Below are 6,087 nucleotides of genomic sequence, written 5' to 3' on the forward strand. Positions count from 1 at the left end.
TCATCGCTCCCTGACCAGCGCGGCGTACGCCCCGCCGTGTGCCACCAGCTCGTCGTGCCGCCCGCGCTCCACGACCGTGCCGTGCTGGAGCACGACGATCTCGTCGCTGTCGCGGACCGTGCTCAGCCGGTGCGCGATGACGACGCAGGCGCAGCCGCGGCGCCGCAGGTTGTCCATGACGGTCAGCTCGGTCTCGGCGTCCAGCGCGCTGGTCACCTCGTCGAGGACGAGGATGCTCGGCCGGCGCACCAGCGCCCGCGCGATCTCCAGGCGCTGGCGCTGGCCGCCGGAGAAGTTGCGGCCGTCCTGCTCGACCCTGCTGTGGATCCCGCCGGGCCGCCGCGCCACCACGTCGTACAGCGCCGCGTCGCGCAGCGCCTCCACCACGGCCTCGTCCGGGATCGACGGGTCCCACAGCGCCACGTTGTCGCGTACCGACCCCTCGAAGAGGAAGACGTCCTGGTCGACGAAGGAGACGGAGGCCGCCAGCGCGCCGCGCGGGATGTCCTCCAGGCGCTGCCCGTCGATACGGATCACGCCCTCCCAGGGGGCGTACAGGCCCGAGATCAGCCGGGAGACGGTGGACTTGCCGCTGCCCGAGCCGCCGACCAGGGCGACCTGGCGGCCGGGGCCGACGGTCAGGTCGAAGCCGGTGAGCAGGGGCTTGTCCAGTGGGCTGTAGCCGAAGCCGACGTTCTCCAGCTCGACATGGCCCTGCAGCCGCCGGGTGGAGTCGCCGGCGCCGGGCCGGGCGTAGACCGGGTCCGCCTGGAAGTTCTCCACGTCCTTGAGGCGGGCCACGTCGGCCGCGAAGTCCTGGATGCGGCCCGCGACGCCGTTGAGCCGGGTCAGCGGGGCGGTGAAACGGGTGACCAGGGACTGGAAGGCGACCAGGAGGCCGACCGAGATGCCGCCCTCGACCGCCCGCATGCCGCCGATCCACAGGATCAGCGCGCTGTTGACGGTGGCCAGCGTCGGGGCCACCACCCCGAGCCAGGCGCTCGGCACGCCGAGCCGCTGCTGCTCCTCCAGGGTGGCCGCGTGCTGCCCGGCCCACCTGCGGAAATAGCCGTCCTCGCCACCGGTCGCCTTCATCGTCTCGATCAGCTGGAGGCCGGTGTAGGAGGTGTTGGTGAGCCGGGCGGTGTCCGCGCGCAGCTTCGCGGTCCGGGTCGCGCGCAGCCGTACGACGAGCCGCATCGCCACGATGTTCAGCAGGGCCACGCCGATGCCGAGGAAGGTGAGCTGGACGTCGTAGGTGTAGAGGAGCACCGCGTACAGGACCACGACCACGGCGTCCACGCCGGCCGCCGCGAGGTCGCGGGCCAGGGTCTCGGCGACCTGGTCGTTGGACTGCAGGCGCTGCACCAGGTCGGCCGGGCTGCGCTGGGCGAAGAAGGTCACCGGCAGGCGCAGCAGGTGGCGCAGGAAGCGGGCGCTGGTCAGGGTGGAGGAGACGATCCGGCCGTGCAGCAGGTTCGCCTGCTGGAGCCAGGTCAGCACCAGGGTGAGCAGGACGCAGGTGCCCATCGCGGCGAAGAGCACGGTGAGCAGCGAGGTCTGGCCGCCGATCAGGAACAGGTCGATGTACTGGCGGCTGAGCGCGGGCACCGCCGCGCCGACGGCCACCAGCAGCAGGCTGGCCAGGACGGCGGCCGGCATGGTGCCGGCCGTGCCGCGCAGCCGGGCGGGCAGCGCGCCGAGGACGCCGGGGCGCCGGCCGCCCCGCTCGAAGCCGTCGCCCGGCTCCAGGACCAGGACGACACCGGTGAAGCTGCCGTCGAACTCCTCCATGGGCACGAACCGGCGGCCCTTGGCGGGGTCGTTGATGTAGACGCCCCGGCGGCCGAAGCGGCGGCCCATGCCGTCGTAGACGACGTAGTGGTTGAACTCCCAGAACAGGATGGCCGGGCCCTGCACGTCGGCGAGGGCGGCCAGGTCCATCTGCATGCCCTTGGCGGTCAGCCCGTAACTGCGGGCCGCCTTCAGCAGGTTGCTCGCGCGTGAGCCGTCGCGGGAGACACCGCAGGCGATGCGCAGCTCCTCCAGCGGGACATGGCGGCCGTAGTGGCCGAGGACCATGGAGAGGGAGGCGGCGCCGCACTCGACGGCCTCCATCTGGAGCACGGTGGGCGTACGGACCGTCCGGCCGCGGCCCTTGGGAACGGGGCGCTTGGGCGGGGCGGCGCGTCGGCGGCCGCGGGTGTCCTGGGCGGTGGTCACGGGAGCAGCCAATCGACGGGACGCTGGTCGGCCAGCCTGATCGAACCCGAGGCCAGGGTCATGGAGTCGAGCCGGAACGGCGGCCCGTCCGCCGAGGACCACCTGTAGCCGCTCTTCGTCCTCTTCGACGGGTCCAGCCGGACCAGTACGGCCACCGGGCGGCCCTTCCTGGTGAACTGCTCGCCGAGCTGGCTGTCGCCGAGGAACGACGAGATCGACTGCGCCGACTGGGCGGTGCGGTCCACCGACTTCACGTGGCCGCGCAGCACGCCGTACTCCTGCGTCGACACCGACGACACGGTCAGGTCGACCGGGGCGTTCGCGGGGATGGCGGAGGCGTTCTCGGCGGGCACGTAGACCGTCGCGTACAGCGGGTCCGCGGTGTGGGCGATCTTCTCCACGGCGGCGACGTTCGTGCCGGTCTGGATGATCTGCCCGATGGTCGCGGCGAGCGCGCTGATCCGGCCCGCGGCGACCGTGCGCACGACGGAGTCGCCCTGGCTCGTGCGCACCTTCAGCACGGGGGAGTTCGCCGGCAGCCGCTCGCCCTGCTCGGCGAGGACCGCGGTGACCTGCCCGGCGACCGGGCTCTGCAGGATGTAGCTGCCCTGCCCGTGGGTGAGGACGGCCTGCGCGCTCACCGTGGAGGCGACCGAACCGGTCACCGCCCATACCGAGGCCGCCGCCATCACGACGACCGAGACGGACAGCGCGAGCCAGCCCTGGGGACGGGCGAACCGCACCGGGAGATCCAGCTCCTCCGGGGACTGGAGCTTGGCGAGGGCCTGTTGGCGGAACTGCACGGAACTTCCCTCACCTGGGGGAGAGACACGGGTGTTTCGGAACGCCCGAGAGCCCCGGGGCCGGGATCCGGCTCCGGGACTCAGCGGCGACGAGGTGCGATCAGAGACCGGCGACCAGGTTGGTGACCGGCTGGGTGTTCAGGCCGGTGACACCCTCGACGGTGCCGACGACCGTGTTGACCAGGCCGGAAACCGGGGCAACGCCGTCCACCAGGCCGGTGACGGTGCCGACCGCGTTCAGGGACAGGCCGCCGGAGACGTTGTCGAGCTCGGCGTCGGAGATCTCGACGGTCTCAACCTGGGGGGTGGAGTTCATGATGGAACTTCCCTTCATATGGATATTCACAAGGGGGAGAGCGGCCCCCCGACGCCCTTCAGGGACGAACACGGCCCTTGGGGGGACGAGCGGACGGCCGCGACCGCGAGCGCCGGGCGCCCGTTTCCGGAAGCCCTTCGCGGCTCCCGCGGTGCGATGGATCAAAGCACGCCCACGGTCCGCGCTTCCAATCAACCGTGCGTCTCACCTGGGCACTTGAGTCAGGGAAGGGCGCAACCGTGCAGGCGCGCGCACCGCTTGTCGGCGACACCTTCACAAGGCGCACGACTTCGCCCCGGCCGCACGGGTTGCCCACCCGGCGGCGAATCCGGCACTCCGGGCCAAGGGCGCGGCGGGGGGCGCGGGGTTGTGCAGATCCGCCGCTTCCCGTGACCCGCTTGGGTATTGGATGTGCAGATTCCCTGAAGCAATGATTCCGGTCCGTGATCGCGACGGACCGTAAGTGACCGGTCGCCGACCGTGTCCTTCTTTGCGGCCCGCGGTGCGCGGGATCAGCCCAGGAGCGCGTACACCGTGCTCGCCCGTGCCGCGAGCGCCCCCGACCGCTGATCGCTCATCGTGATGTCGGCGAACGCCATCCGGCGGCCCAGCTTGGTCAGCACCGCTTCGATCAGGACATCCGAACCGGTCACCGCGCGCTGGAACGAGGTCGACTGCTGCACCGTCGTCATCGGCACGAAGCCGCCCCGGGCCGCCGAGACCGCGATCACCGTCGCCGTGTCGGCCGCCGCCATCAGCGCCTGCCCCGACAGCCCGCCGCCCTCCCGGGACAGCCGGTCAGACCAGGGCAGACGCAGCACCGCCCGGTCTTCGCCCAGCGACTCGACGGACAGCCCGAGATCGAGCACCCAGGGGGCGAAGTTGGCGGAGAGGATCTTGTCGGCTTCGGCGGTGGTCATCGTCATATGGGGGATTGTTCCCGGGCCGGCCGCCGGGCACGCGGACCTTCCCGCCCACGGGCGTGCCATGGCCGATTCATCACCGGGTCAAGCAAGTTGGCAAACGGAATTGAACGCACCGCGTGACCCGCCCGTACCTATGGCCATCCAGGCGCCGCTCACGAACGACTGCCCCGCAACGGCAGACACTCCGTCCCTTGGAGGTCGAGAAGTTTGAGTCACAAGCGAATTCCGAAGCGCAAGGCCGCGGTCGCGGTGGGCGGTGTCGCGGCGCTCGGTGCTGCGGCCTTCCTGCTGCCGATGGCCAACGCGTCCCAGGACAACGCCTCCGGCGCCACCACCGCTGCCCCCAAGACCCTGAAGGCCACCGATGCCTCGGACCTTGCCTCGCAGCTCCAGAACCTGCTCGGCCAGGCGTTCGCCGGGTCGTACTACGACAGCGGCAAGCAGCAGCTCGTCGTCAACGTCATCAGCGGCGACAACAACGTGGTCGTCCAGGCGGAGAAGGCCGGCGCGGTCGTCCGCCAGGTGCAGAACAGCAACTCCGAACTGGCGGCCGTCGCCCGGACCCTGAAGACCAAGGCGACCATGCCGGGCACCGCCTGGGCCGTCGACCCGAAGACCAACAAGGTCGTGGTCACCGCCGACTCCACCGTCACCGGCACCAAGTGGGACACGCTGCAGTCGACGGTGCAGAGCCTCGGCTCGAACATGGCGACCCTGAAGAAGTCGTCGGGCACCTTCAAGACCCTCGTCTCCGGCGGCGACGCGATCTTCTCCCAGGTGCAGAACGGCACCGTCCGCTGCTCCCTCGGCTTCAACGTCACCGCCTCGGACGGCAGCCCCGCCTTCCTGACGGCCGGTCACTGCGGGGTCGCCGCCAAGGACTGGTCCGACTCCGAGACCGGCCAGCCCATCGCCACCGTGGACCAGGCCCAGTTCCCCGGCAACGGCGACTTCTCGCTCGTCAAGTACAACGACGCCACCACCCAGACGACCAGTGACGTCAACATAGGCAACGGCCAGACCGTCGCCATCAACCAGGCCGTCGACGCCACCGTCGGCGAGACCGTGTTCCGGATGGGCTCCACCACCGGGCTGCACGACGGCCAGGTCACCGGCCTCGACGCCACCGTCAACTTCCAGAGCGAGACCGACCCCAACGGCGTCGACACCGTCACCGGTCTCATCCAGACCAACGTCTGCGCCGAGGCGGGCGACAGCGGCGGCTCGCTGTTCACGCAGGACGGCGGCGCGGTCGGCATGACCTCCGGCGGCAGCGGCGACTGCACCTCCGGCGGCGAGACCTTCTTCCAGCCGGTGACCGCCGCCCTGCAGGCGACCGGCGCGACCCTCGGCGCCGGGGGTGCGGGCGCGGGCGCCGGTGACGCCAGTGCCACGGCCGACCCGTCCGCCACCGCCGGTGACCAGAACGGCGCCGGCGACCAGGCCGGCGGTGACCAGATCGGCGGCACCGCCGACCCGTCCGCGACGGCCGGCGACCAGAGCGGCACCGGCGACGCGACCGGTACCGGCGACCAGTCCGGCACGGGCGACGAGACGGGCACCGGCGACCAGGCCGGGACCGGCGCGGACAACACCTCGTCCGCCCACTGACCGACCCCTCGCACGGCCTGCCGGCGCCTCCCCGCCGCCCGGGGGGCGGGGGGGCCGCCCCGGGGGGGGGCCGGGCCGGGCCCCCCGGGCCCCTGGCCCCCGGGGGGGGGGGGGGGGGGGGGGGGTGGGGGGGGGGGGGGGGGGGGGGGGGCCTGAGGAAGCCGGTGGACAGGGCCCGCTGCCAGTCCTGGAACTCGGGTTCGGTGAT

At 72.0% G+C, this 6,087-nt stretch carries 5 protein-coding genes; 1 reads left to right on the forward strand and 4 read right to left on the reverse strand.

The window, feature by feature from the left end; all coding sequences use genetic code 11:
- From AB0472_RS37270 to AB0472_RS37285, 4 genes are all read right to left on the reverse strand, one after another.
- Complete coding sequence (locus AB0472_RS37270; RefSeq protein ID WP_366363371.1) at nt 1-2,223, reverse strand: NHLP family bacteriocin export ABC transporter peptidase/permease/ATPase subunit; 2,223 nt, start codon at nt 2,221-2,223, stop codon at nt 1-3.
- Entirely contained in the window at nt 2,220-3,026 is an 807-nt protein-coding gene (locus AB0472_RS37275) for an HlyD family efflux transporter periplasmic adaptor subunit (RefSeq protein ID WP_366363373.1), read from the reverse strand. The genes AB0472_RS37270 and AB0472_RS37275 overlap by 4 nt, the downstream gene beginning before the upstream one ends.
- A 100-nt stretch (nt 3,027-3,126) precedes the next feature.
- On the reverse strand, nt 3,127-3,342 hold the full coding sequence (locus tag AB0472_RS37280) for a type A2 lantipeptide (protein WP_093506685.1): 216 nt from the start codon (nt 3,340-3,342) through the stop codon (nt 3,127-3,129).
- Between the two features lie 512 nt (nt 3,343-3,854).
- Nucleotides 3,855-4,268 (reverse strand): PaaI family thioesterase, encoded by a 414-nt coding sequence (locus AB0472_RS37285; protein WP_366363375.1) that lies wholly within the window; start codon nt 4,266-4,268, stop codon nt 3,855-3,857.
- A 207-nt stretch (nt 4,269-4,475) separates the two neighbouring features.
- On the opposite strand from AB0472_RS37285, the gene AB0472_RS37290 reads away from it, so the two are divergent.
- On the forward strand, nt 4,476-5,879 hold the full coding sequence (locus tag AB0472_RS37290; protein ID WP_366363377.1) for a S1 family peptidase: 1,404 nt from the start codon (nt 4,476-4,478) through the stop codon (nt 5,877-5,879).
- Nucleotides 5,880-6,087: the final 208 nt, after the last annotated feature.

Origin of the sequence: Streptomyces sp. NPDC086777 (assembly GCF_040702065.1) — a bacterium.
Classification (GTDB): Bacteria; Actinomycetota; Actinomycetes; order Streptomycetales; family Streptomycetaceae; genus Streptomyces.